We start from the raw sequence: 21,037 nt of genomic DNA on the forward strand, positions 1-21,037 counted from the left end.
ATGGATGAAGCGTCATCCACCCTACGGGAGAACCCGATGACGTTCGCTGACCTGCCCTTTGACCCGCTGGAACGCGCGCTGGTCGATAGCTTGCAGCCTGGTAGCCTGGATGTAATCCGGGAACGCACGGCGCGGTGCCTGACCCATTCCCCGGATTGCATTCGGGCTGCGGGATCGACAGGGATTGGCTGGGTAGGGTGGATGACGCTCTTTTCATCCACCACGGTTAATGGTGGATGGGTGAAGCGTCATCCCCCCTACGGGAGAGCCCGATGACGTTTGTTGACTTGCCCTTTGGTCCACTGGAACGCGCGCTGGTCGATAGTTTGCAGCGCCTCGATCCGGCTGCTTCGCCGGTGCTGTTGGCCTCGGCGGCGCTGCTTTGCATGGCGTTGGATAAAGGCGATGCGTGCCTGCCGCTGGCACGTCTGGCCGGGCAGCGGCCTTGGCCAGAGCATGCCTTCAATCTACCTAAACTGGCGGACTGGCAGGCGCAGTTGCACGAGTCGCCGCTGGTTGGCGCGGATGGCGATTTCACACCGCTGATTCTTGAACATGGCCGGCTATATCTGGCGCGTTATCAGGCCTATGAACGCCAGTTGGCGACGCAGTTGCTACAACGCGCTGGCGATCTGCCGGAGGTCGACGAAGCCCAGCTGAGTGAAAGTCTCAGCCGCTTATTTGCCTTCAATCAGCAGCAACCGGACTGGCAGCGTTTGGCGGCAGCGCAAGCGGTGCGGCGCAAGCTGGCGGTGATCTCTGGCGGCCCCGGCACTGGTAAAACCACCACCGTGGTGCGCCTGCTCGCGGCGCTGCTTGAGCAGCCGGGTTGCGCGAACTTGGCCATCGGTTTGGCCGCGCCCACCGGCAAGGCCGCCGCACGCATGGCCGAAGCGATTCGCCATGCCAAGGCCGAGCTGCCGGTCAGCGAGGCAATCAAGGCGGCGCTGCCGGATGAGGCGCGCACCCTGCACCGTTTGCTTGGTAGCCGTGGCGACAGCCCGCAGGTGCGGCATAACGCGGGCAACCCGCTGGCGCTGGATGTGCTGGTGGTGGACGAAGCCTCGATGGTCGATCTGGCGCTGATGGCCAAACTGCTCGATGCCCTGCCGCCGACGGCGCGGCTGATTCTACTGGGCGACAAGGATCAACTGTGCGCCGTGGAAGCCGGTGCGGTGTTCGCTGAGTTGTGTGAAGGGCGCGGTTTTGATGAACAGGCTGCCGCCGACTTGCAGCGCATCACTGGCCAGCCGGTAGCGGTCAGCCAACCCAGCTCGCAACTGGGTGACGCCGTGGTGTTACTGACGCATAGCCATCGCTTTGCTGGCGACAGCGGCATCGGTGAGTTGGCCCGGCGCATCAACGGCGGCGATGTCAGTGGCACCCTCAATCTGCTCAAGGAAGATCGCAGCGACCTCGCCTGGATTGCCGCACCAACGCCCAACGATTTACTGGAGCGCCTGGATCAGGGCTATGCGCCGTATATCGCGGCTGCCAAAAGTGCCGACCCAGCAGCGGCCTTCGCCGCGTTCAACGCCTTCCGCACGCTCTGCGCCCAGCGTGAAGGCGCATGGGGTGTTGCCGGGATCAACGAAGCGCTGGAGGCGCGGATCAAACGGCGCAGCCAGGTGGCTAGCCGCGAGCGCTGGTACGTCGGCCGGCCGGTGATGGTGCGGCAGAACGACTACGCCCTCGGCCTGTTCAACGGCGATATCGGCATCTGCCTGCACACTGAGTACGGCCTGCGGGTGTTCTTCGAGTCTGAGGAGGGCTTTCGCCCATTCGCCCCGGCGCGCCTGCCCAGCCACGACAGTGCCTTCGCCATGACCGTGCACAAAAGCCAGGGTTCGGAATTCAGCGAGGTGCTGCTGGTGTTACCCGAACAGCCCAGCCCTTTACTGACCCGCAGCCTGTTCTACACCGGCATCACCCGCGCCAAACACAAGGTGGAAATCTGGGGTTTGCCGCCACGTTTAAGCGAGGCGGTGGCCACCCGCGCCGAGCGGGCGGCGGGGCTGGCTCAGCGGTTGGCGATACCGATAACCAAAAATGCTGCCCTGGTGACGACGCAAGGACAGCTCGATCTTTTCTAGCTAGGAGTTTTTGATGAGCAAAGGAATGTTCTGGTGCCGATTGCTGGCGCTCTGCCTGTGTGTGGTTTCACCTGCACTACTAGCTGTCGAAGGGCCGCAGGTCTACAGCGGGATGTTGGGCAAGATGGCGATAGTCATGGAGCTCAATCTAAGCGACCCCGAACAGGTCATTGGCCGCTACTTTTATCGCAAGCATCACCATGATTTGGCCCTGGAGGGCCGGCTGCAAGACCAGCGACTCAGCTTGGTCGAGGGTCGGGACCGATACGACGATGCCCCGCGCCCCGAGCTGCGTTTGCAGCGAAGTCCAAATGGGTGGCAGGGCGAATGGGTCGGGCCGCAGGGCAAACGGCTGGCCGTTAAGCTTTCCCAGCCGACTATCGAGGAGCCGCCAGCGGGAGCCGAACCCTTCTGGTATCGCCTATACGACACATCACCCTACGAGTTCCTGCGTCTCAAGGAGTTGCCGCTAAGGTCTGGCAAAAAGCAGGAGTTTATGGGCCATGAGTTGCAATGGTGGACGGAGCCCGTTTCGGGGCTGGCGATGTTCGAAGTGCTGAGCGGTTACCCCCAGGCACAGCTGGATTCGATCAACCAGCAGTTGCGCGCACGCTTGCGTGAGGAAGTGATCGACTATCACGCTTGCAAGCTGGGGGCGGGTGGTAGATGGGGGGAGTTTCTACAAACCGTGCGGCCGCGACTGCTGTTGGCGGATGTTGTAAGCCTAAGCATTTTTACCAGCTACGACTGCGGTGGAGCCCATCCGGATTTCGGTGATGCGCCGCTTACGCTGGATGTACGTAGCGGAAAACCGCTGGGCCTGGAGGATCTGCTCTGGGTCGGTGACGGCCCCGCTTTTCACTACCTCGAAACGCGAGAGCACAAGCCGGATGAAGACTCGGTGAGCTTTAATGTGTTCTCCCAATACCGTAATCGGTACTTCGCACCCTGGTTGGTCGAGCAGTGGCGGCGGATCGCTCCGGAGATGTTGGCAGAGCCTGCAGACGACTTTGAATGCACCTATGCCGACCCGGACATGTGGGATTTTCCCAGTTGGTACCTCAATGAGGACGGTATTGTGTTCGACCCGATCTTCCCGCGTGTTGCACGTGCCTGTGAGGGCGCCGAGTGGTCGGTGCTGCCTTATGCGGTGGTCAAGAAGCATCCCGGTCGGTTGCGCTTGGCATTGCCGGACTAAGGCGGGTATTGCACTGCGCGCATCATCGGCCTAGGATGCGCGCCTTCTCTCAACCGACAGCAAAGGAGGTACATCATGCAGCAACTGATTACCCTTTGCAGGTCGCGCCTGGCTTAACGCATTCCCCACCGCTCTACAGCGGTTTCTGCAACGCCCTGCTTCGACCTGCCAATCCAACTATTTTCGTTTCAACCCATCAGGATTGGACTATGGGCACTTGCATTCGCAATTTGTCCGACGGCATCGTTTTGATCGCCGCGGACGACACTTGGATCGAAGGAAAAGCGATCCAACAACTTGAAACCACCGCACGCCTGCCGGGCATGCAACGGGTCGCCGGGATGCCGGATCTGCACCCAGGGCGCGGTTATCCGGTGGGGGCGGCGTTCTTCTCCACTGGTCGGCTGTATCCTGCGTTGGTCGGCAACGATATCGGCTGCGGCATGGCGCTATGGCGCACCGATATCGGCGTGGCCAAGCTGAATCTGGACAAGCTGGAAAAGCGCCTCGGTAGTCTCGAAGGTTCCCTTGACGATGATTGGCAGGAGGCCATCGCGGCTTTTGGTCTGCCGCCGAGCGGTCATGAGCGTGCCCTCGGCACCATTGGCGGCGGCAATCACTTCGCCGAACTGCAGCAACTCGATCAGAGCTTCGACGATGAAGCGCTGGCGAACCTCGGTATCGACCGCAAGCAGCTCTTGTTACTGGTGCACAGCGGCTCGCGTGGGCTGGGCGAGGCGATTCTGCGCGAGCAGGTCGACTTGTTTGGTCATCAAGGGTTGGAGGCCGGCTCTGCGGCTTGCGCCCATTACCTGGCACGTCACGATGGCGCCTTGCGCTTCGCCGAGGCCAATCGGCAGCTGATCGCTCGGCGCATGCTCGAACGGCTGCGCGCCGATGGCGGACAGTTACTGGATATCAACCACAACCTGGTATCGCCAGCACATATTGCGGGTCAGGACGGCTGGCTGCACCGCAAGGGCGCCACCCCGTCCGATCAGGGTGTGTTGGTGATTCCTGGCTCGCGGGGCGACTACAGCTACCTGGTGCAGCCGCTGGCCGACGAACGCAGCCTGTTGTCTCTGGCCCATGGCGCGGGGCGTAAATGGATGCGCAGTGACTGCAAGGATCGCCTGGCCGCGCGTTACAGCGTCAAGCAGCTGGAGCGTACGGCACTGGGCAGCCGAGTGATCTGTGCCGACCGGGCGCTGATCTACGAGGAAGCACCAGAAGCCTACAAGGCCATAGATTCGGTGGTCGGTGCGCTGCGCGAGGCAGGTCTGTTGCGGGTATTGGCACGCCTGAAGCCGGTGCTGACCTACAAGACGCGCGGAGGTTGCTGCTGATGATCCTTCTGCAATTGTCGGCGGCCCAAGGGCCAGAAGAATGCGCCTTGGCGGTGGCCAAGGCGCTCAAGCGTCTACTGGCGGAAGCCACGGAATTGGGTGTTGAGGTGCAGGTTCTGGAACAGGAGGCTGGCGAGCGCCCGGCTACCTTGCGTTCGGTGTTACTGGCGCTGAGCGGTGAGGCAGCCGAGCAACTGGCGGATGCCTGGAGCGGCTCGCTGCAGTGGATCTGCGTCAGCCCTTATCGGCCGGCGCATCGGCGCAAGAACTGGTTCTTCGGCGGCGCGCGCTTTGCCGCGCCGCCGGCCAACCTGGAAAGCCAGATCCGTTTCGAAACCCTGCGTTCCTCCGGCCCTGGCGGCCAGCACGTCAACACCACGGACTCGGCAGTGCGCGCCACTCACGTGGCCAGTGGCATTATCGTCAAGGTACAGAGCGAGCGCAGTCAGCACGCCAACAAGCGTCTGGCGTTGCTGTTGATCGCTCAAAAGCTAAGCCAACGTGAGGAGCAGGCACATGGCGACTTAAGGGCCGAACGGCGTCTGTTTCATCATCAGGTGGATAGGGGCAACCCGGCACGGGTTTTCCGCAGTTTGAGTTTCACATCCGAGTGATGTGAGCGGTACTAACTCAAAAACCAGGCATTTGCTGTGCTGCTCGTTTGGGCAGCACAGCACACTACCTGTGCAAGATCAGTCCCTTGGGGGCCCAGGCACTGCTCCGGCCTAACTGGGCTAGCCAGGATAAGTGTGTCGCCTACACTCAAGTGCTAACTCTCTGGAGTTATCACCTGCGCCGTCGTATTTAAAGCTAAGGTCAAGAGCCGATGTTTGCACGACTATTTGCCAGCCTGCTGCTGGGCCTGATGTGTTGTCATAGCGCCATAAGCGAGGAACTGCGGCTGGTTACGGGTGACGACTACGCACCGTTTACCGGAAAAGCGCTACCCGCTGGGGGCATGCTCACACAGGTTGTTCAAGCAGTGCTGGCGCTGAGCGATATCGACAGCACACTGGACTGGCAGCCCTGGAATCGCGGCTATCTGAAAACTTTACGAGGCGAGTACGACGCCACCTTTCCCTATGTGCCCACGCCTGAGCGAGAGCAGGAATACATCTACTCGGCACCCTTGCTGGTGGTTGAACATCATATTTTCAGCCGTAGTAATGATCCCATCGAGACCCTAGATTCTGAGCAGATTCGGGGGCGAAGCGTGTGCATACCGCTGGGTTGGCAACCCTCTGCTCTGCTCCAAGGATTTCTGGATCAAGGGGTTGTGCGACGCCACTCACCGATAGGTATCAAGGAATGTGCGAGGCTGATATTGATTGGCCGTGACGATTTCTTTGTCGCCGATCGACGCCTTGGCGATACGGCATTGCAGTTGATTGGTGCTAGCAATGGTCAGTTACAGCGCTCGGCTGAAATGATCAGTACCAGCTCTCTGCACCTGATCGTGCCGCACAATCACCCTCGCGGCTCGCTGATCATCGCGCAGTTCGATGCCGGCCTAGATCGCCTCAAGGTCAGCGGTGCTTATCAGCAAGTTATAGAGGGGTATATAGAGTCTCGGGCGCTGCTGCAGAGTAGCCAGTAGCTCGGTGAGGCGTCTTGTCGCTGCCCTCTGACGGGCAGTTGGTTGGCTCGCCGTCCCTGGCGATGCCGTCACTCAGTTGGTTTCTTCAGTTTTGGATTAGGAAAAAACTGCACCGCCTGCACCTTGGGATTCGCAGCCTTGGGTTTTAGCGCGCTGATATTGACCCGCGTGGGCAGTTCGCGCGGTACCGAGTTGCCGCGCTCGTCCAGGGTGTCGGCGTAGCCACAGGCCACGCATTCGCGGTGTGGCACGCCATCGACATTCCACATCTGGATCTTGTCCATTTCGCTGCACGCCGGGCAGACCGCCCCGGCGATAAAGCGTTTTGCGCTGACATTTACAGGTGCATCTGTCATGCGGCCTCCTGGCTCAAGCCGAGGTGACGCAGCAGGGCGTCGATGGAGGGCGGGCGGCCACGGAAGTCGACAAACAGCACCATTGGCTCTTGCGAGCCGCCGCGAGCCAGAATTGCCTCACGGAAGGCTTGGCCGGTGGCGCTGTTGAACACGCCTTCTTCTTCGAACTTGGAGAAGGCGTCGGCACTGAGCACTTCGGCCCACTTGTAGCTGTAGTAACCGGCTGCGTAACCGCCGGCGAAGATGTGCGCAAAGCTGTTAGGGAAGCGGTTGTAGGCCGGCGGACGCAGCACCGAGACTTCCTGGCGGATGCCTTCGAGTACCTCTAGCACGCTGCGGCCGTCGCCGTGGGTGGCATGCAGTTCGAAGTCGAACAGGCTGAATTCGATCTGTCGCACCATCATCAAGCCGGACTGGAAATTCTTCGCCGCCAGCATCTTGTCCAGCAGGTCCTGCGGCAGCGGCTCGCCGGTTTCAAAATGGCCGGAGATCAGTGCCAGACCTTCCGGCTCCCAGCACCAGTTCTCCATAAACTGGCTCGGTAGCTCCACGGCATCCCAGGCCACGCCATTGATGCCCGATGCACCGGCGTGTTCGACACGGGTCAGCAGGTGGTGCAGGCCATGGCCGAATTCGTGGAACAGGGTGGTGACTTCGTCGTGGGTCAACAGCGCTGGTTTGCCGCCGACCGCTGGAGTACCGACTGGCGGAGTGAAGTTACACACCAGGTTGGCCACCGGGCTGATCAGCTTACCTGTCGCATCGCGGCGTTTATCGCGGGCACCGTCCATCCAGGCGCCGCCGCGCTTGTTGGCGCGGGCGTAGAGGTCGAAGAAGAAGCGCCCGACGTGTGCGCCGTTCTCCTTGATTTCGAACAGGCGTACATCCGGGTGCCAGGTGTCGAAGCCGCTCAATTCCTCAATCTGGATGCCGTAAAGCTTTTCGACGATGGCGAACAGGCCGCTGAGCACTTTGTCGACGGGGAAGTAGGCACGCAGGATTTCCTGGGAAATGCTGTAGCGCTGCTCGCGCAGCTTCTCGCTGTAGTAGCCGACATCCCAGCTTTGCAGATCGTTGCAGCCTTGTTCGGCGGCAAAGGCCTGCAGCTCGCGCAGGTCCTGCTCGGCAAACGGCTTGCCGCGTGTACCGAGGTCGCGCAGGAAGTGCAGTACCTGCTCGGTGGTTTCCGCCATTTTGCTGGCCAGGCTCAGCTCAGCGTAATTGGCGAAACCCAGCAGCTTGGCCAGTTCCTGACGCAAGGCGAGGATTTCCAGCATCACTGGGCCGTTGTCGTTCTTGCCGGCATTCGGCCCCTGATCGGAGGCGCGGGTGCAGTAGGCGGCATACAGCTCTTCGCGCAGGGCGCGGTCGTTGGCGTAGGTCATTACCGCGAAGTAGCTGGGGAATTCCAGGCTGATCAGCCAGCCGTCCAGGCCCTTGGCCTCGGCGGCTTGCTTCATCTGTGCCTTGGCCGAATCGGTCAGGCCATCCAGCGCGGCTTCGTCGGTGACGTGCTTGGTCCAGGCCTGAGTGGCATCCAGCAACTGGTTGGAGAACTTGCTGGCCAGCTCGGAGAGCTTCATCTGGATCTCGCCGTAGCGCTTCTGCTGCTCGGCCGGCAGGTCGATACCGGACAGGCGGAAATCGCGCAGGGCGTGCTCGAGAATGGTCTTCTGCGCCACGTCGAAACCGGCGGCTGCAGGGCTTTCGGCCAGCGCCTGATAAGCCTGGAACAGCGGCTGGTTCTGGCCGATTTCGGTCCAGTATTCAGACAGCTTGGGCAGGCAGGCCTCGTAGGCGGCGCGCAGCTCGGGGCTATTGCAGACCGCGTTGAGGTGGCTGACCGGGCTCCATGCCTGGCCCAGGCGTGCGCCCAGCTCATCCAGCGCCAGCACCAGGCCATCCCAGCTCGGTGTGCCAGACTGTTGTTCAAGCAGACGGCTCATGGCCGCACGGTTGTCGGCAAGAATGCTGTCTACCGCCGGCTCGACATGCTCCGGATGGATGGCAGCATAGGACGGCAGATCGAAGGCTTGCAGCAGTGGGTTGTTGGCAGTCACGACAGGTCACCTGTAACGGAATGGGTTTGCAGCTGTGACCCTGGCGGGCGCAAAAGGCTCCCAGGGGCAGGCTTGAGTGGACACAAGGCGCTACAAAACAGCGCGCATGTCCTGAACATGGGTGCCATCTTAATTACAATCAAGGTCAGGCGCAGCTTAAGAGGTTTCTATCGTGGCGATTCGTACTTACCAACAGTTCACCCCGCTGCTCGGAGAGCGGGCCTTTGTCGATGCCTCCGCCGTGGTGCTCGGCGATGTGGAAATCGGCGCGGACAGCTCGATCTGGCCGCTGGTGGTGATCCGTGGCGACATGCACAGCATCCGCATTGGCGAGCGCAGCAGCATCCAGGACGGCAGCGTGCTGCATATCACCCATGCCGGGCCGTTCAATCCGCGCGGCTACCCGCTGAATATCGGCGACGATGTGACCATCGGCCATAACGTCACCCTGCACGGCTGCGATATCGGCAATCGGGTGCTGATCGGCATGGGCAGCATCATCATGGATGGCGTGGTAATCGATGACGAAGTGATGCTCGGCGCCGGTAGCCTGGTGCCGCCGGGCAGCCATCTGCAAAGCGGCTATCTGTACGTCGGCAGTCCGGTCAAGCAAGCCCGCGAACTGAGTGAGAAGGAGCGCAGCTACTTCCGCTACAGCGCCGACAACTACGTACGCTTGAAGGATCAGCACCTGATGGAAGGTTACGGCAGTTGATGACTCAACCGGCTTTGCATTACTCGAACATCCTGTTTGACCTTGATGGCACCCTGACCGACCCGCGTGAGGGGATTACCCGCTCGGTGCAGCATGCGTTGGCCAAGCTGGGCATCGATGAGCCTGATCTGCAGGCGCTTGAGCACTTTATCGGCCCGCCGCTGTTGCAGTGTTTTATGCAGACCTACCAGTTCGATGAGGCGACGGCCTGGCAGGCGGTGAACCATTACCGCGAGCGATTCCGTGAAGTGGGCCTGTATGAGAATCAGCTGTTCGACGGCGTGGGCGAGCTGTTGCAGCTGCTGCAGAGCCAGCAGCGCACGCTGTATATCGCTACCAGTAAGCCGACAGTGTTTGCCGAGCAGATCGCTAAGCACTTTGGCTTTGCCCGGCACTTCAAGGTGATCTACGGCAGCGAGCTGGACGGCACGCGCACTGACAAGGTCGAGCTGATCGCCCATCTGTTGGAAAGAGAACAGTTGCCGGTGGAGAACACGCTGATGATTGGTGATCGTAAGCACGACCTGATCGGCGCCAGACGCAATGGCCTGGATGCAGCCGCGGTGGGGTATGGCTTTGGCAGTTTGGCCGAGCTGCAGGCCGAGGCGCCGACCTATCACTTCCACAGCCTGGCCGAGTTGCATCAGGCGTTTGCGGGCTGAAGCGTAGGATGGGTTAAACCCGTAGCGGCGTAACCCGTCGTATGGCTGCGATGGCTGTCGCTGCGCTCAACCTACGCGGCCCGCCCCATCCTACGAGCGACGTTTAGCCATTTTTCTGATAGACGATCTTCTTAGTACCGCCGTCGCAGCTGCCGACCACCATATTGGGGTCCTGTGCGTCTTCGTTGGGCACGATTTCCAGGGTGTAGCTGGCAACACCGGCGGCCTGGATTTTCACTTCAATCTCCGCACGCAGCTCTTCGCAGGGCTTGGGTGCGGCCAATACGCTGGTGCTGAGTAGACCAAGCAGCACGGCCAGGGTGAATTTGTTCATTGCATCGCTCCTTTTGCGTGAGCAGAAACTACCCATGTTGGAGTGGGAATCAGGTACGTAAGTTCTAAGAGCCTGGCGATAAGTCGGTCAGTGCCTGCTGCCGTTCCACCACGGGCAGTTCGCCCAGTGCGGCCACGCGCTCATAGAAGCGCGACCAGTCACGCTCAACCTGCTCGAACAGTGCGGCAAAAGCCGGTACCCATTGATCATAGAGGCCAAACGGCAACAGCTTGGCGTTGTTGATCGGCGCGTTGATCCAGTCGTCGTAACGTCCGCTACCGGCCCACTCGCGCTTGCTGAGTGCATGGTATTCGGCGCGCAGGCGGGCGAGCTCGGCGTGTTTACCGCTGCGCATCTGCGCAGGCGGTAAGTCGCTGGCATACAGCTGCTGCAGACGCGCCCGGCTGGCCAGCACCAGGCCGATAAATTGCTCGCGTTGCTGTTCGCCTTGCGGATCGTTGGGTTGCAGGCCCTGTTCGGCGCGCCATTGGCGCAGGCCTTCTCGCTCGACAAAGCTGGCGAAGGACTCGTTGAACGCAGTGTCGTCCGCCACATACAGCTGCTGATGCGCCAGCTCGTGGAAGATCACCGCCACCAGGCGCTCATCGCTCCAGCGCAGCATGGTGTTGAGAATCGGGTCATCGAACCAGCCCAGGGTTGAGTAGGCCTCAACGCCGCCCAGGTAGGTGTCCAGGCCCTGCTGTTTCAGCAGTGCTGCCGAGCCGCGCGCTCGACCCAGGCTATAGAAACCGCGATAGGCCACACAGCCGGCTATAGGGAAACAGTGCAGCTCAGGCGATAGGGAAAACTCTGGGGTGGCGAACACATTCCACACCACAAAGGGCCGCTGGATATCCGCATACACGCGGTAGCTGCCGTTGTTTGGCAAGCTCAGCTGGGCGCTGGCGAAATCCCGCGCTTGCTGCGCGAGGGCCAGGCGTTGCTTGAGTTCGGGGTCGGTCGCCGGGTTCTCCAGTAGCTCAGCAATCGGTTCGCGCGTCTGCAGTAGGTGCAGATGCCCGCCAGTCAGATGGCTGTAGTAATCCAGGGTGCTGCAGCCGCTGAGCAGCAGCGTTGCAGCCAGCGGAACCCAGCGCCAGAGCGTGGCGTCGAACATTGATCTGTACCGGTGAGTAAACAGGCTGCCACGCTAGCGCATTGGCGTTGCAGCCTCCAGCACAGCATCGGCGTAAGCTGAAGGCGGTTGCGATTTATGGAGGTGTCCATGCGTTATTTGACTTTGCTTGGCGGTGTGCTGGTGCTCAGTGCCTGCGCTTCACCTGTGCCACCCGCTGACCCGGGGCAGGCCTGGGTTGAGCTGCACAGCCATGCCGGCACGCTGCTGATGGCGGACCGACTGGATGGCCAGCGCCTCAGCGATGGCCGTTATTTCCAAGTAACGGCCGGCGCCCATGAGTTGCAAGCGCGCTTTCAGTTCGAAGTGAGCAGCGGTGGTGGCCTGGATGGTGTCAGTGAGCCACAGCCGGTGACCTGCGAAATCCGCGTGCGGCATGACAACTTCGTCGCTGGCCAGCGCTACCGGTTGGAAGCCAGACCCATGCAGATGAAAGCCCAGGCCTGGCTCTACGATGAACAGCGTAATGTGCTTGCGCGGGGCAAGATACTGCGCTGCGGTACGTTCTGAGAACCTGCCCACGATCTGCTGCGCGTCGGCCCTACGGCGTTAAAAACAGGCTGGTGCGCCAGCCCGGTCGGAAGCCGCTTGCGGCTAATGCGCTTAAGCGCGACCCGAAGGGCGAGTGAAACGAGTAATGCTCATGTACAACAGTACACTCCGCTTCCTCGCCTGTTTTTGCCTTGCAGTGCTCTAGCTCGCTAGATCGTGAGCAGGTCCTGAATTAAAGGCTGCTATCGAGTACCGCTTCCAGGGTGATTTCGGCGTTCAACACCTTGGACACCGGGCAGCCGCTCTTGGCGGTTGCCACGGCTTTTTCGAAGGCTGCCCGGTCGGCGCCGGGAATGCGTGCCTTGAGCGTCAAGTGCACGGCGGTGATAGCAAAGCCGCCATCCTGCTTGTCGAGGGTCACTTCTGCTTGAGTGTCGATGCTTTCGGCGGTCATCCCGGCTTCGCCAAGTTCCTTGGACAGGGCCATGGAGAAACAGCCGGCGTGAGCAGCGCCGATCAGCTCTTCCGGGTTGGTGCCTGGTTGCCCTTCGAAGCGGGTATTGAAGCCATAGGGCGCGCTTTTCAGGGCGCCGCTCTGGGTCGAGATGCTGCCCTTGCCGTCCTTGATGCCACCTTGCCAATGTGCTGAGGCTGTCTTCTTCATCCGGATACTCCAGTGCGTGGGTGATAGGGTTGAGAGCAGGCTCGGGCGGCACAAGTTCGAAAAACTTCTAGCGCAATCGCGCGACCAGCTCGAACGCATGCAGACGGTCGGCAAAGTCATACAGATCGCAGGTGAAGATCAGCTCATCGGCGCCGGTCTGTTCCAGCAACACTTCCAGACGTGCGCGGACCTTGTCCGGGCCGCCGATCATGGCCATGCCGAGGAAGCTGCTCACCGCCTCTTTTTCATGCGGCAGCCACAGGCCTTGCATGCTCGCCACCGGTGGTTTCTGCACCAGGCTCTGGCCGCGAATCAGCGCGAGGATGCGCTGATAGGCTGAGGTAGCCAGGTATTCGGCTTGCTCGTCCGTGTCGGCGGCAATCAGTGGCACGCCGAGCATCACATAGGGCTTGTCGAGCACTGCCGAGGGCTTGAAGTGGTTGCGGTAGACGCGAATCGCCTCATGCATATAGCGCGGCGCGAAGTGCGAGGCGAAGGCGTAGGGCAGGCCCTTCTCGCCGGCCAGCTGAGCGCTGAACAGGCTGGAGCCGAGCAGCCAGATCGGCACGTTGGTATCAGTGCCGGGCATGGCGATTACCCGTTGGTCCGGTGTGCGCGGGCCAAGGTAGCGCTGCAGTTCTTCGACGTCTGCGGGGAAGTCGTCGGCGTTGCCGATCCGGTCGCGGCGTAGCGCCTGGGCGGTGAAGTGATCCGCCCCAGGCGCGCGGCCTAGGCCCAGTTCGATGCGGCCGGGGTAGAGCGTAGCCAGGGTGCCGAACTGCTCGGCAATCACCAGCGGCGCGTGGTTGGGTAGCATCACGCCGCCGGAACCCAGGCGAATCTTTGCAGTGCCCGCGGCCAGATAACCCAGCAGCACGGACGTAGCCGAGCTGGCGATGCCGTCCATATTGTGGTGTTCGGCCACCCAGAAACGCTCGAAGCCCAGGCGCTCGACGTGCTGCGCCAGGGCCAGGGAGTTATGCAGGGCCTGGGCGGCGTTGCCGTCGTCACGCACCGGGGCGAGATCAAGGGTGGAAAATTTGCTCTGTGCGAGTGCGCTCATCGGGCCTGCCTTTGGTTATCCGTTTGCTTGGGCGCAACAAAGCGCCAATACCTGAGTTAGATAGTGGGGTTTGTTCTACGGATTCCAAGGGGACTATGCGGTCCATCAATGCTGATGCCCGGCAATCGAGGCGCAGGCGCGATTGCCGGGCGCAGGTTAGCTATTGCTCAGGCGGAAGCCGATTTTCAGGGTGACTTGGTAGTGGCCGACCTTGCCATCGACGATATGCCCGCGGGTTTCCGTTACCTCGAACCATTCCAGGTTGCGTATGGATTTCGCCGCTTCGGCCAGGGCGTTGTTGATCGCCTCCTCGATACTGGTCTTCGAGGAACCGACGATTTCGATTTTCTTGTAGGTGTGATGATCGGTCATTGCGGCTCTCCCAGGTGGCTGAACAGGTAGGTCTTGTAGTTGAGTCCCACCCATGAACGCTAAAGTTCAGATTAGTCGCACTTGGCCTGCCCGGTAGCCGGTAATGGCCGCTAACGCTGCTGCTCCTTGCGCAGCCACTGCGCGAGACGTTCGGCACGACCATCACGGCTGCGTATGGGCACCCAAAGCGCCAGGCGCGCCGAGGTTTCGACAAAGCCCCAGGGCGCAACCAGGCGACCGGCGGCGAGGTCGTCGGCCACCAGTTGTTGCGGCGCGATGGCGACGCCCAGGCCGGCGGCAGCGGCTTCCAGCAGGTAATAGAGATGTTCGAAGCCCTGGCCAAGTTTCAACACGGCGGCATCCAGAGCATTGCTGGCGGCCCAGCTTGGCCAGGCCTGCGGACGGGAACTGGTGTGCAGCAAGGGTTCGTTTAGCAAGGCGGCGGGCGGAGCCTGATGCAATTCGGCGAAGCGCGCATAACGCGGACTGAGTACCGGGCCGATGCGTTCGGCGGCCAGCTCGAATACCTGCATATCCGCCGGCCAGGGCGGCTCGGCGAACCACAAAGTGGCATCCACGCCAGTACGGCGCGGGTCCAGATCGCCTTCGCTGGCGGACAGTTGCAGGCGCAGTTCCGGCAGTTCGCGGTTGAGGCGATCCAGGCGCGGGATAAACCAGCGCGCCAGCAGGCTACCCGGGCAGGCCAGGACAAACGGCGCATCGGCCTGGCCCTGCTGCAGTTCGGCGCAGGTGCTGCGCAGGCGGCTGAACAGTTCGGCGCTGACATCGCGCAGACGAGTGCCAGAATCTGTGAGTTTAAGGCCGCGACCTTCCTTGTTGAACAAGGCCACACCCAAGTGTTCTTCGAGGATGCGAATCTGCCGGCTGACAGCACCATGCGTGACATGCAGCTCATCGGCTGCTTGGCTGATGCTATTTAGCCGCGCGGCCGCTTCGAAGGCGCGCAGGGCGTTTAGCGGTGGTAGGTCCTGGCTCATATGTGAGTTTTTCTGACAGGTTGCGGCGATCTTATCGCTTTTCTGTCAATAGCCACAGCCGTATCCTGAACACAGACTGTAGGAGCGGGCCATGCCCGCGAATCGCGCCCATGGGGCGCTCCTACACCATTCATCTGCAGGAGAACGCCATGACTTCTTTTCGCGCTGGCCCAGATGCCAACGGCCTGTTCGGCTCGTTCGGCGGCCAATATGTTGCCGAAACCCTGATGCCGCTGATCCACGACCTGGCCGAGGAATACGAGAAAGCCAAACTCGATCCCGAGTTCGCCAAGGAGCTGGCCTACTTTCAGCGCGATTTCGTCGGTCGTCCGAGCCCGCTGTACTTCGCTGAGCGTCTGACCGAAATGTTCGGCGGCGCGAAGATCTACTTCAAGCGTGAAGAGCTCAATCACACCGGCGCGCACAAGATCAACAACTGCATCGGCCAGGCCCTGTTGGCCAAGCGCATGGGCAAGAAGCGCATCATCGCCGAGACCGGTGCCGGCATGCACGGCGTGGCCACCGCCACCGTTGCCGCGCGTTTCGGCATGGAGTGCGTGATTTTTATGGGCACCACCGACATCGATCGCCAGCAGGCCAACGTGTTCCGCATGAAGCTGCTGGGCGCCACCGTGATTCCTGTGGTCGCCGGCACCGGCACACTCAAGGATGCGATGAACGAAGCGTTGCGCGACTGGGTGACCAACGTGCACAACACCTTCTACATGATTGGCACCGTGGCCGGCCCGCACCCGTACCCAGCCATGGTCCGCGACTTCCAGGCGGTGATCGGCAAGGAAACCCGCGAGCAGATTCTCGCCCAGGAAGGGCGTCTGCCCGACAGCCTGGTGGCCTGCATCGGTGGCGGCTCGAACGCCATCGGCCTGTTCCACCCCTTCCTCGATGACCAGGATGTACAGATCGTCGGCGTTGAAGCGGCCGGCTATGGCATCGAGACCGGCAAACACGCCGCCAGCCTCAACGGTGGCGTACCGGGTGTGTTGCACGGTAACCGCACCTTCCTGCTGCAGAATGACGATGGCCAGATCATAGACGCCCACTCGATTTCCGCCGGCCTGGATTACCCCGGTATCGGTCCGGAACACGCCTGGTTGCATGACGTTGGTCGGGTTGAATACACCTCGGTGACCGACGATGAAGCCCTGGCCGCCTTCCACACCTGCTGCCGTCAGGAAGGCATCATTCCAGCCCTGGAAAGCGCCCACGCCCTGGCCGAAGCCTTCAAACGTGCGCCGAAGCTGCCCAAAGAGCACCTGATGGTGATCAACCTGTCCGGCCGTGGCGACAAGGATATGCAGACCGTTATGCACCACATGGAAAACACTTCGCAGGAGAAACACTGATGAGCCGCCTGCAAACCCGCTTTGCCGAGCTGAAACAGCAGAACCGCGCCGCCTTGGTGACCTTCGTCACCGCCGGCGACCCGAACTACGACGCCTCCCTGGCCATCCTCAAGGGCCTGCCGGCTGCCGGCGCCGATGTGATCGAACTGGGCATGCCCTTTACCGACCCGATGGCTGACGGTCCGGCGATTCAGCTGGCCAATATCCGCGCCTTGGAAGGCGGTCAGGACCTGGCGAAAACCCTGCAGATGGTCCGCGAGTTCCGTGAGGGCGAGCAGGCCACGCCGCTGGTGCTGATGGGCTACTTCAACCCGATCCACAAATACGGCGTTGAGCGTTTTATTGCTGAGGCCAAGGCTTCTGGCGTCGATGGTCTGATCGTCGTCGACCTGCCGCCAGAGCATAACGTTGACCTCTGCGACCCCGCCCAGGCCGCGGGCATCGACTTTATCCGCCTGACCACGCCGACCACCGATGATAAGCGCCTGCCGAAGGTGCTTAACGGCAGCTCTGGCTTCGTTTACTACGTCTCGGTAGCCGGCGTGACCGGCGCCGGCTCAGCCACCTTGGATCACGTCGAACAGGCTGTTACTCGCTTGCGTCGTCACACGGACCTGCCGCTATGTATCGGCTTCGGTATCCGCACCCCGGAGCATGCAGCGACCATCGCGCGTCTGGCCGAGGGTGTGGTGGTCGGCTCTGCACTGATCGACCAGATCGCCAATGCCAGCAGCAACGAGCAGGCGGTGGATGGCGTGCTGAGCCTGTGTGCGGCGCTGGCTGAAGGTGTGCGCGGCGCGCGCGTTTGACGCGGATCTGAGTCGTAGGGTGGATCGGGCGCTAGCTGACGCTTCACCCATCCATCATTGCATCGGTGGATGAAAAAAGCGTCATCCACCCTACGCGTTACGCCCCGATCCACCTTACATGGCTGAGAAACTTGCGAGCGGGCCGCTGCCTGGCGTCCAATAGCGCACCCCTTGCTCTTGAGTCTCGCCATGTCCCGCCCGCCTATCGCCCGTAAACCCCGCGCCAGTAGCCAGAGCCGCATTGCCGGCATTCTTGCCGCCGCCCGTGAGTTGCTGGCTGAGCAGGGCGTGGCCAGCCTGTCGATCTACAGCGTGGCCGAACGGGCGCAGATTCCGCCGTCGTCGGTCTATCACTTCTTTGCCAGCGTGCCGGCTTTGCTGGAAGGGCTGACGGCGGATATTCACGGGGCGTTTCGTGCCTGCCTGCAAGAGCCGATTGAGCACGAGCAGCTGCGTGATTGGCGTGATCTGTCACGGCTGGTTGAGCAGCGCATGCTGGCGATCTATGCCGCCGATGCCGCTGCGCGTCAGTTGATTCTTGCGCAGCACGGCCTGGCGGAAGTGACCCAGGCGGATCGTCAGCACGACATCGAACTGGGCCAGCTGATGCAGCAGTTGTTCGACCGGCACTTCCCGTTGCCGCAATTGCCGGATGATGTTGATGTGTTCGCCTTGGCCATGGAGCTGGGCGACCGCGTCTATGCGCGCTCTGTGCAGCTATACGGCGAAATCACCCCACGCATGGCTGAGGAAGGCATGCGGGTATTTGACGCTTATCTGGGCTTGTATTTGCCAACCCATCTGCCAAAAAGGGCGCTATAAGCGGCCCTTTTTAATTTCTGTCGCAGACTCGTAGGGTGGGTTAGGCACTTGGTAGGAGCTAACCAAGCCCCGATTTTGGCTGCGCCGTAACCCACCAAATGGACTGACACCGCTTGGTGGGTTACACGGCATCCGCTCGGCGCAGCCTTCCTTGAATCGTGCGATGTCCCGCTAACCCACCCTACCAAAGCTGTCGCGGCTGCTGTTTAGAGCGCCTTTTCAAACACCTGCGAGTTGCGCTGGTAGTTGTACAGCGAGGCGCGCGCGGCTGGCAGGCGGTCGACGCTGCTGGGCTCGAAGCCGCGTTCGCGGAACCAGTGAGCGGTGCGCGTGGTAAGCACGAACAGGGTTTTCAGGCCCTGGGCGCGGGCGCGTTCCTCGATGCGTTCAAGCAGCTCGTCACCGCGGCCGCCATGCCGGTAAGACGGATTAACCGCCAGGCAGGCCAGCTCGCCGAAATCCGAGTCGGCAATTTGGTACAGCGCAGCGCAGGCAATGATCAGGCCTTCGCGCTCGACAATGCTGAACTGCTCGATCTCGCGCTCCAGCACTTCCCGTGAGCGGCGTACCAGAATGCCCTGATCTTCCAGCGGGGTGATCAGCTCCATCAGCCCGCCGACATCTTCGATGGTGGCCTCGCGCAGCGATTCGAACTGCTCTTGCGCCACCAGGGTGCCGTTGCCGGTGCGGGTGAACAGCTCGCTAAGCAGCGCTCCATCTTCGGCATAACTGACGATATGGCTGCGGCGTACTCCGGCCTTGCAGGCTTCGGCGGCAGCGTCGAGCAGTTCGCCCTGGTAGCTACTGCCCAGGCGCAGCAGATGCGCTGGTACCTGCTGTGGACGCAGTTCGCGCACCAGCTTGCCGGCCTCGTCGAGCAGTCCGCATTCTGCGCCGAATAGCAGCAGCTTGTCAGCGTCCAGGTCGATGGCGGCGCGAGTGGCGACGTCTTCGCAGGCCAGGTTGAAGATTTCCCCGGTCGGTGAGTAACCCAGCGGCGACAGCAGCACGATGCTGCGCTCGTCCAGTTGCCGGTTGATGCCCTTGCGGTCGACGCGCCGCACTTCGCCGGTGTGGTGGTAGTCGACGCCATCGACCACGCCAATCGGCCGTGCGGTAACGAAGTTGCCGCTGGTGATGCGTAGGCGCGAGCCCTGCATCGGCGAGCGTGCCATGTCCATCGACAGGCGTGCTTCGATGGCGATGCGCAGCTGGCCGACGGCGTCGATCACGCATTCCAGGGTCGGGCTGTCGGTGATCCGCAGGTCGCGGTGATAACGCGGAGTCAGGCCGTTGTTGGCCAGGCGCGCCTCGATCTGCGGACGCGAGCCGTGCACCAGCACCAGGCGCACGCCGAGGCTGTGCAGCAGCACCAGGTCGTGAACGATATTGCCGAAATTCGGATGGGCAACGCCTTCGCCGGGCAACATCACCACAAAGGTGCAGTCGCGGTGGGCATTGATATAAGGCGAAGCGTGGCGGAGCCAGTTGACGTGGTCGTGCATTGCTTGAAGAACCTGTGTCGTATACGGAACGCATGGATTGGCGCGTACGCGCCAGACGAGGCAGCCAGGAGCGTCTTTATCGTCGCAGTTGGGGCAGCTTCACGCGTTCTCTCCTCCGGATCATGCAGTTTTCAGGCAGTAATGTTCGATGAGTTGTTGCAGCAGACGCACAGTAGGCTGCAAACGTGACATTTCCAGGTATTCACCTGGCTGGTGAGCGCAGTCGATATCGCCGGGGCCAAGCACCAATGTTTCGCAGCCAAGTTGCTGAAGATAAGGCGCTTCGGTGGCAAATGCCACCGCGGCGGCCGTATGTCCGGTCAGGCGTTCGGCAATTTGCACGAGCTCGCTGTCGGCGTTTTGCTCGAATGGTTGCACGCTGGGGAACAACGGCGCGAAGTCGATTTTCACTTGGTGCTGCTCGGCCAGCGGTTGCAGTTTCTGCCGAATTGCCGCGCGCAGGGCTTCCGGTTGCATGCCCGGTAGCGGGCGCAAGTCGAATTCCAGCGAGCACTGTCCGCAGATGCGGTTGGGGTTGTCGCCGCCGTGAATGCAGCCGAAGTTCAGGGTCGGTTGTGGCACGCTGAACTGTGGGTTGTTGAATTCGCGCTGCCATTGCGCGCGCAGGCCACGCAACTCCAGCATCACGTCTTGCATGGCTTCCAGGGCACTATGTCCGAGACTCGGGTCAGAGGAATGGCCGCTTTGCCCGAGGATGTCGATGCGCTCCATCATGATGCCCTTGTGCAGGCGGATCGGCTTGAGGCCGGTCGGCTCGCCGATCACTGCGGCACGGCCTAGGGGGCGACCGGCCTCTGCCAGGGCGCGGGCACCGGACATCGAGCTTTCTTCATCGCAGGTGGCGAGGATCAGCAGCGGTTGCTGAAAACGTTGCGCCAACAAGGGTTGTACGGCTTCGATGATCAGGGCGAAGAAACCCTTCATGTCGCAACTGCCCAGGCCTACCCAGCGGCCATCCACCTCAGTGAGTTTGAGCGGGTCGGTCTGCCACAGTGCGGCATCGAATGGCACGGTGTCGCTGTGCCCGGCCAGCACCAGACCGCCAGGGCCGCTGCCATAGCTGGCGAGCAGATTGAATTTGCCGGGGGAGACTTGCTGCACGTCGCAGGCGAAACCGAGGTCGCTGAGCCAGCTCGAGAGCAGTTCAATGACCGGGCGGTTGGACTGATCCCAATGCGCCTGGGTGCAGCTCACCGAGGGGGTGGCGATCAGGGCAGCGAATTGGTCTTTGAAGGAAGGCAGTGGCATCGGCAATCTCCGCAGGCGTGACCCATCATAGGGCCATCGGCTGCAGAGATAAAACCGCGGTGCGAGTGATTAAGAGCATTACTCGTTTCACTCGCCCTGCGGGCCGCGCTAAAGCGCGTTAGCCACAAGTGGCTTCCGGCCGGGCTGGAGCACCAGCCTGTTTTTAACGCCGCAGGGCCGACG

General features: G+C 61.6%; 21 protein-coding genes. 11 read left to right on the top strand and 10 right to left on the bottom strand.

The window, feature by feature from the left end; all coding sequences use genetic code 11:
• Positions 1-272 precede the first annotated feature (272 nt).
• The 5 genes from recD to AACX99_RS03620 all read left to right on the top strand — a co-directional run bounded on the left by recD (position 273) and on the right by AACX99_RS03620 (position 6,234).
• Positions 273-2,093 carry an exodeoxyribonuclease V subunit alpha gene (gene recD, locus AACX99_RS03600; RefSeq protein ID WP_339409557.1) on the top strand — a complete coding sequence of 607 codons (1,821 nt, stop codon included), beginning with the start codon at positions 273-275 and terminating at the stop codon, positions 2,091-2,093.
• Positions 2,094-2,106: 13 nt separating this feature from the next.
• Entirely contained in the window at positions 2,107-3,291 is a 1,185-nt protein-coding gene (locus AACX99_RS03605) for a hypothetical protein (RefSeq protein WP_339409559.1), read from the top strand.
• A 209-nt stretch (positions 3,292-3,500) separates the two neighbouring features.
• Positions 3,501-4,637, top strand: coding sequence for an RNA ligase RtcB family protein (locus AACX99_RS03610; protein ID WP_339409561.1), 1,137 nt, complete (start codon positions 3,501-3,503; stop codon positions 4,635-4,637).
• Positions 4,637-5,251: a peptide chain release factor H gene (gene prfH / locus AACX99_RS03615; RefSeq protein ID WP_339409563.1), complete on the top strand. Its 615-nt coding sequence runs from the start codon at positions 4,637-4,639 to the stop codon at positions 5,249-5,251. Before AACX99_RS03610 ends, prfH begins: the two co-directional genes overlap by 1 nt.
• A gap of 212 nt (positions 5,252-5,463) precedes the next feature.
• Positions 5,464-6,234: a substrate-binding periplasmic protein gene (locus AACX99_RS03620; RefSeq protein ID WP_339409565.1), complete on the top strand. Its 771-nt coding sequence runs from the start codon at positions 5,464-5,466 to the stop codon at positions 6,232-6,234.
• 68 nt (positions 6,235-6,302) lie between these two features.
• On the opposite strand, the gene AACX99_RS03625 is transcribed toward AACX99_RS03620, so the two are convergent.
• Both AACX99_RS03625 and prlC read right to left on the bottom strand, forming a co-directional pair.
• The gene (locus AACX99_RS03625) at positions 6,303-6,590 is read right to left on the bottom strand and encodes a YheV family putative zinc ribbon protein (protein WP_339409567.1); all 288 of its coding nucleotides are present in this window, start codon (positions 6,588-6,590) and stop codon (positions 6,303-6,305) included.
• A complete protein-coding gene (gene prlC / locus AACX99_RS03630; RefSeq protein ID WP_339409569.1) occupies positions 6,587-8,650 on the bottom strand; it encodes an oligopeptidase A in 2,064 nt (687 codons plus the stop codon). Before prlC ends, AACX99_RS03625 begins: the two co-directional genes overlap by 4 nt.
• Positions 8,651-8,822: 172 nt before the next feature.
• Here prlC and AACX99_RS03635 point away from each other — a divergent pair, with 172 nt between their 5' ends.
• Together AACX99_RS03635 and AACX99_RS03640 are read left to right on the top strand one after the other, a co-directional pair.
• Positions 8,823-9,365 (top strand): gamma carbonic anhydrase family protein, encoded by a 543-nt coding sequence (locus AACX99_RS03635; RefSeq protein WP_339409571.1) that lies wholly within the window; start codon positions 8,823-8,825, stop codon positions 9,363-9,365.
• Positions 9,366-9,379: 14 nt separating this feature from the next.
• Positions 9,380-10,027: an HAD family hydrolase gene (locus AACX99_RS03640; protein WP_339409667.1), complete on the top strand. Its 648-nt coding sequence runs from the start codon at positions 9,380-9,382 to the stop codon at positions 10,025-10,027.
• A 103-nt stretch (positions 10,028-10,130) separates the two neighbouring features.
• Here AACX99_RS03640 and AACX99_RS03645 read toward each other — a convergent pair whose 3' ends face one another.
• Entirely contained in the window at positions 10,131-10,361 is a 231-nt protein-coding gene (locus tag AACX99_RS03645; protein WP_339409573.1) for a DUF1161 domain-containing protein, read from the bottom strand.
• 64 nt (positions 10,362-10,425) lie between these two features.
• Entirely contained in the window at positions 10,426-11,478 is a 1,053-nt protein-coding gene (locus AACX99_RS03650) for an aminopeptidase (protein ID WP_339409575.1), read from the bottom strand.
• Between the two features lie 108 nt (positions 11,479-11,586).
• Between AACX99_RS03650 and AACX99_RS03655 the strand changes: the two genes are divergently transcribed.
• Positions 11,587-12,006 (top strand): PA0061/PA0062 family lipoprotein, encoded by a 420-nt coding sequence (locus AACX99_RS03655; RefSeq protein WP_339409576.1) that lies wholly within the window; start codon positions 11,587-11,589, stop codon positions 12,004-12,006.
• 214 nt (positions 12,007-12,220) lie between these two features.
• Here the strand turns inward: AACX99_RS03655 and AACX99_RS03660 are convergent, their stop codons facing one another.
• From AACX99_RS03660 to AACX99_RS03675, 4 genes are all read right to left on the bottom strand, one after another.
• Positions 12,221-12,652, bottom strand: a complete 432-nt coding sequence (locus AACX99_RS03660) for an OsmC family protein (RefSeq protein WP_339409577.1) — start codon at positions 12,650-12,652, stop codon at positions 12,221-12,223.
• A gap of 67 nt (positions 12,653-12,719) precedes the next feature.
• Positions 12,720-13,715, bottom strand: a complete 996-nt coding sequence (locus tag AACX99_RS03665; RefSeq protein WP_339409578.1) for an LLM class flavin-dependent oxidoreductase — start codon at positions 13,713-13,715, stop codon at positions 12,720-12,722.
• Between the two features lie 156 nt (positions 13,716-13,871).
• The gene (locus AACX99_RS03670) at positions 13,872-14,087 is read right to left on the bottom strand and encodes a dodecin (RefSeq protein WP_339409580.1); all 216 of its coding nucleotides are present in this window, start codon (positions 14,085-14,087) and stop codon (positions 13,872-13,874) included.
• A 110-nt stretch (positions 14,088-14,197) separates the two neighbouring features.
• Positions 14,198-15,085, bottom strand: coding sequence for a LysR family transcriptional regulator (locus tag AACX99_RS03675; RefSeq protein ID WP_339409582.1), 888 nt, complete (start codon positions 15,083-15,085; stop codon positions 14,198-14,200).
• A gap of 149 nt (positions 15,086-15,234) precedes the next feature.
• Here AACX99_RS03675 and trpB point away from each other — a divergent pair, with 149 nt between their 5' ends.
• The 3 genes from trpB (at position 15,235) to AACX99_RS03690 (ending at position 18,080) form a co-directional block, all read left to right on the top strand.
• Complete coding sequence (trpB, locus tag AACX99_RS03680) at positions 15,235-16,449, top strand: tryptophan synthase subunit beta (RefSeq protein WP_339409584.1); 1,215 nt, start codon at positions 15,235-15,237, stop codon at positions 16,447-16,449.
• Positions 16,449-17,258, top strand: coding sequence for a tryptophan synthase subunit alpha (gene trpA / locus AACX99_RS03685; RefSeq protein WP_339409586.1), 810 nt, complete (start codon positions 16,449-16,451; stop codon positions 17,256-17,258). Before trpB ends, trpA begins: the two co-directional genes overlap by 1 nt.
• Before the next feature lie 189 nt (positions 17,259-17,447).
• Positions 17,448-18,080, top strand: a complete 633-nt coding sequence (locus AACX99_RS03690) for a TetR/AcrR family transcriptional regulator (RefSeq protein WP_339409587.1) — start codon at positions 17,448-17,450, stop codon at positions 18,078-18,080.
• A 206-nt stretch (positions 18,081-18,286) separates the two neighbouring features.
• On the opposite strand, the gene argA is transcribed toward AACX99_RS03690, so the two are convergent.
• On the bottom strand, positions 18,287-19,585 hold the full coding sequence (argA, locus tag AACX99_RS03695; RefSeq protein WP_339409588.1) for an amino-acid N-acetyltransferase: 1,299 nt from the start codon (positions 19,583-19,585) through the stop codon (positions 18,287-18,289).
• 120 nt (positions 19,586-19,705) lie between these two features.
• On the bottom strand, positions 19,706-20,854 hold the full coding sequence (argE, locus tag AACX99_RS03700) for an acetylornithine deacetylase (protein WP_339409590.1): 1,149 nt from the start codon (positions 20,852-20,854) through the stop codon (positions 19,706-19,708).
• Positions 20,855-21,037 lie beyond the last annotated feature (183 nt).

Origin of the sequence: Pseudomonas sp. EA_35y_Pfl2_R5 (genome assembly GCF_963970805.1) — a bacterium.
In the GTDB taxonomy this organism is placed as follows: domain Bacteria; phylum Pseudomonadota; class Gammaproteobacteria; order Pseudomonadales; family Pseudomonadaceae; genus Aquipseudomonas.

Coding starts and splice junctions, on each gene's coding strand:
- AACX99_RS03675 (WP_339409582.1), bottom strand. CDS start 15,085: ATGAGCCAGGACCTACCACCGCTAAACGCCCTGCGCGCCTTCGAAGCG.
- AACX99_RS03650 (WP_339409575.1), bottom strand. CDS start 11,478: ATGTTCGACGCCACGCTCTGGCGCTGGGTTCCGCTGGCTGCAACGCTG.
- AACX99_RS03660 (WP_339409577.1), bottom strand. CDS start 12,652: ATGAAGAAGACAGCCTCAGCACATTGGCAAGGTGGCATCAAGGACGGC.
- AACX99_RS03610 (WP_339409561.1), top strand. CDS start 3,501: ATGGGCACTTGCATTCGCAATTTGTCCGACGGCATCGTTTTGATCGCC.
- AACX99_RS03605 (WP_339409559.1), top strand. CDS start 2,107: ATGAGCAAAGGAATGTTCTGGTGCCGATTGCTGGCGCTCTGCCTGTGT.
- recD (WP_339409557.1), top strand. CDS start 273: ATGACGTTTGTTGACTTGCCCTTTGGTCCACTGGAACGCGCGCTGGTC.
- prfH (WP_339409563.1), top strand. CDS start 4,637: ATGATCCTTCTGCAATTGTCGGCGGCCCAAGGGCCAGAAGAATGCGCC.
- AACX99_RS03655 (WP_339409576.1), top strand. CDS start 11,587: ATGCGTTATTTGACTTTGCTTGGCGGTGTGCTGGTGCTCAGTGCCTGC.
- AACX99_RS03670 (WP_339409580.1), bottom strand. CDS start 14,087: ATGACCGATCATCACACCTACAAGAAAATCGAAATCGTCGGTTCCTCG.
- argA (WP_339409588.1), bottom strand. CDS start 19,585: ATGCACGACCACGTCAACTGGCTCCGCCACGCTTCGCCTTATATCAAT.
- AACX99_RS03690 (WP_339409587.1), top strand. CDS start 17,448: ATGTCCCGCCCGCCTATCGCCCGTAAACCCCGCGCCAGTAGCCAGAGC.
- trpB (WP_339409584.1), top strand. CDS start 15,235: ATGACTTCTTTTCGCGCTGGCCCAGATGCCAACGGCCTGTTCGGCTCG.
- AACX99_RS03645 (WP_339409573.1), bottom strand. CDS start 10,361: ATGAACAAATTCACCCTGGCCGTGCTGCTTGGTCTACTCAGCACCAGC.
- AACX99_RS03625 (WP_339409567.1), bottom strand. CDS start 6,590: ATGACAGATGCACCTGTAAATGTCAGCGCAAAACGCTTTATCGCCGGG.
- argE (WP_339409590.1), bottom strand. CDS start 20,854: ATGCCACTGCCTTCCTTCAAAGACCAATTCGCTGCCCTGATCGCCACC.
- AACX99_RS03665 (WP_339409578.1), bottom strand. CDS start 13,715: ATGAGCGCACTCGCACAGAGCAAATTTTCCACCCTTGATCTCGCCCCG.
- trpA (WP_339409586.1), top strand. CDS start 16,449: ATGAGCCGCCTGCAAACCCGCTTTGCCGAGCTGAAACAGCAGAACCGC.
- AACX99_RS03620 (WP_339409565.1), top strand. CDS start 5,464: ATGTTTGCACGACTATTTGCCAGCCTGCTGCTGGGCCTGATGTGTTGT.